2 protein-coding genes and 1 pseudogene are annotated in these 2,807 nt (G+C 38.7%); all 3 read right to left on the bottom strand.

The genetic code is table 11. The features are described from left to right. The coding region (locus MRT15_RS10190; protein ID WP_304329989.1) for a 2Fe-2S iron-sulfur cluster-binding protein at nt 1-748 on the bottom strand (748 nt) is incomplete at its 3' end. Nucleotides 749-754: 6 nt separating this feature from the next. Then, nucleotides 755-2,194 carry an acetyl-CoA decarbonylase/synthase complex subunit gamma gene (gene acsC / locus MRT15_RS10185; protein WP_304329988.1) on the bottom strand — a complete coding sequence of 480 codons (1,440 nt, stop codon included), beginning with the start codon at nt 2,192-2,194 and terminating at the stop codon, nt 755-757. A 1-nt stretch (nt 2,195) separates the two neighbouring features. Next, a pseudogene (locus tag MRT15_RS10180) lies at nt 2,196-2,807 on the bottom strand (CO dehydrogenase/acetyl-CoA synthase subunit delta); the annotation flags it as partial.

Genomic DNA, 2,807 nt, shown 5'->3' with positions numbered 1-2,807 from the left:
CAACTGCTTTTTGAAGCTCCTTTAAACCATCCTTTATTTCCATTGCATATGATATTCTTGACATTAAATCTTCTCCATAAACCAATTGTTTATTGAATTCCGATTCAGTTGCAAGGATGTTTCCATTGATCATATCAATTATTGATGCAACTATCTTTGTGGTTCCAACGTCTACAGCTAAACCATAGAATTTCTCAACCTTCTTTGCAAATTCGATTTTAACTATCTCTTTAAGGTATGAGTTTACGATTAGAGTTGCATTATCCTCCAATATTTTATCAAATAATTCCTCGAAGCTCCATTTCTCTTCGCAAGCTACCTTATATTCGCTTAATATCTTCTTTAATTCATGTATATTTCCCTTGCTTATAATTATTTTATGCGTGTATGGTTTTACTTCAACACTTTCACTCATGAAGTCTGCTAGGAGTTTCGCTTTACCCATTATGCTTTCATGTGGTATTGTTATCTCAATATCCTCTATGATCTTTGCTTGGCATGCGAGTACATATCCCTTGGATAGCTCCTCCACTGATATTACTTCTTTATCCCTAACCCTATGTTCAACCTTACCCCTCCTCACTATAACTTTACATTTACCACAGAATCCCTTACCACCACATACACTCCTAATCCCTATCCCCTTCTCTCTTAGCGCTTCAAGTATTGTTGAACCCTTCTTAACGTGGAATTCTAGGTTGTATTGTGGGATTGATATTCTAGCGTGTTCTCCCCCTTCATAATCCATTAGTCATCATCCTTCTAATATCTCCTTAATCTTCTCTGGAGTCCATATCTTCTTTATAAATGATGGTATTTCACTTGAATCCATTGGTCCAACTACAACCTTCCATTTAGTTGCTTCTTCTATATCCCCTGAAACTCTGGCAGCTTTCCCCGGTATTATTAGTATTTTATTTTTAACCTTTCCTTCAAGACCGCTTTCCTTGATTACCTCTAAAACTTTGTCTCCAATGAACTTCTTAGCAGCTACAGAGACATCTACGGCTAACCCTTCGGTATCTATAACTATTAACCATGCATTTAAGCCACCTTTCTGTATATCGTTTGAAACTATACTGTATGTTAAAGCGTAATTGCTTGTTATGAATACTGGTGAATTTTCATCTGGATTTCCAATGGCTCTAAGACCCTTCTCAACTGCCACTGGCTTCCTTGGATCTGTGTATATCTGGAATCTCCACATGACTAGTGGTAGTAGAGTCCACCCTTCGAGGGAATGCATTATTATGGCATCTGCATATCTGGTCATCATTATTGTGGATAGGATTGTTTCCCACATCATTGTTTGAACGGGGTCTTCATGTGGCTTCGTCCATATGGATATTGGCGTTCCTACTAATGGGTATGATGCATACTTATAACCTTCGTTCATAGCCTTATACCTTAATTGTGTATATGCCTTTATCGTGTATGATAATCCGCCAATGCCGGTGAAGCATCCTGGATCTAAAGCTACATCTTCTATGCCAACATCTTCCGTTAATGTTTTTGCTAGGGATATTAGTGTATCTAGGTCTCCTGGACTGGCTATCGTTAATGCTGAATTGTATGTTTTGGCAAGATCAGCCATTTCCCTCCAATTATCCTTCGTTGCAGCATAAATTAGTGGTTTATATCTCCCATTTAATACTGAGAGTCCTGCCTCTATTATCCTTGGATCTTGTGAGCATAGGATTAATGGTAGCGTGCAGTTTTCAATTACCGTTTGTGTGGCTTTCATGTATTGTTTTGGATCTTTTGATGTTGATCTTAGGGCAACTAAATCAAGTTTCAGTTTACGACCTACATATTCATATGAAAAGTTTTCAATAGTCTTTAAGCGTTTTATTAGCGTATCTTTATCCATAGAGTCATCGACATCTATGGCTATGGCTGTTGGATTCATATATTTGAGTTCATGTCTATATAGCACGTACTCTCCGCCTATCTTAACTGTCCGCTGTGGGGATTTCAATGCAATTTCCCTTACTGGTGGTGCCACTAAAGCTTTTATCTTCTGGTAATTTTCCCTATACCCTTCTTCAAGTAGTGGTGTGCATTGGTCAAGGTCTGCTTCAAAATTTATAAGTTTAACTGCGAATGCCATGCAATTTGCTTCTCCACACTTCCCACAATTGGTTTTTGGGAGCATCTTGTATAATTCTATTGGGTTTGGTGCTTTCCACGGCATATCATATCACCGGTAATTTTGATGATAACCATTTCATGGAGTCTTCCAATTGTGGTTTGGGTTGGGAGAACATGCTCTCCCTCAACTCCATTAGGGTTTTCATTGTTGTTGGGTGTAGCATCATGAAGTAGTCAGCTCCTGCTAGGAGGCATATTATGCATGTCAGAGTCTCCCATAATGGCCCCCTAATCTCCTTTGGACCCCAATATGGATCCATCGTTATCCATGCTTCCCTAGCACCCCAAGCATTTGAAGCTCCAACATTGAATGGATGTTGAAGTTCAGTGTCTCCAATTAAAGCTGCCAATCTAGCTCTCTCCATGGCTGTAAATCCATATTCAGTTCCATAACCTATACCTCCAATGTTCAAATCCAGTATTATCCTGTCCTTCTGGATCCAATCGTAAACCTTCCTATTTATTTCCCTAGCTTTATCTAGATCCATTGGTGAGAAGTCTATTACCACGGTATCCTTCTTCGATATATGTTTACATATGTCTTCAAGTTTCATATCCAAATTCAAACTATTCAATACCACCCTCTCCCCCTCAGTTACATCTGAAATCTTCTTGAATACTTCAACATCTTTTACTGGGTTTCCGCTTCCACCAAC

The organism is Candidatus Culexarchaeum yellowstonense, from assembly GCF_024707025.1.
Classification (GTDB): Archaea; Thermoproteota; Methanomethylicia; order Culexarchaeales; family Culexarchaeaceae; genus Culexarchaeum.
The sequence above is the reverse complement of the archived record's forward strand: the minus strand, read 5'-3'. Positions and strand labels throughout refer to the sequence as shown.